Genomic DNA, 265 nt, shown 5'->3' with positions numbered 1-265 from the left:
CGGCTGCTTTCACGGCTGCTTCAGCTGCGGCTTCTGCGGCATCTTGGGAATCTGGTTTGCCGTTGCTATCCGCATCGTTGACGGTTACTTCTGATGTCGTTACTTGATCAAGACGTGCTTTCAACGCTTCTTTGACTGGGCCTTCTGGTAAGCTATCGACTAACGGAGTTGCTGTACCTTTCTTCTCAGTTGTGACATCGTTCAAGCCATCTACGGCTGATTTCTCATCTGGATTAACAACACCATCTGCTTCAACTTCAGCTTT

The 265-nt window shown here is 48.7% G+C and carries 1 protein-coding gene; it reads right to left on the bottom strand.

Translation table 11 applies throughout. The features are described 5' to 3' along the window. Positions 1-265 (bottom strand): GA-like domain-containing protein (locus tag HMPREF2933_RS10080; protein WP_398578155.1); only part of this gene is annotated, 265 nt, incomplete at both ends.

It is taken from the genome of Streptococcus sp. HMSC066F10, assembly GCF_001813805.1.
Taxonomy (GTDB): Bacteria; Bacillota; Bacilli; order Lactobacillales; family Streptococcaceae; genus Streptococcus; species Streptococcus vaginalis.
This window is presented reverse-complemented; position numbering and strand designations above follow the sequence as displayed.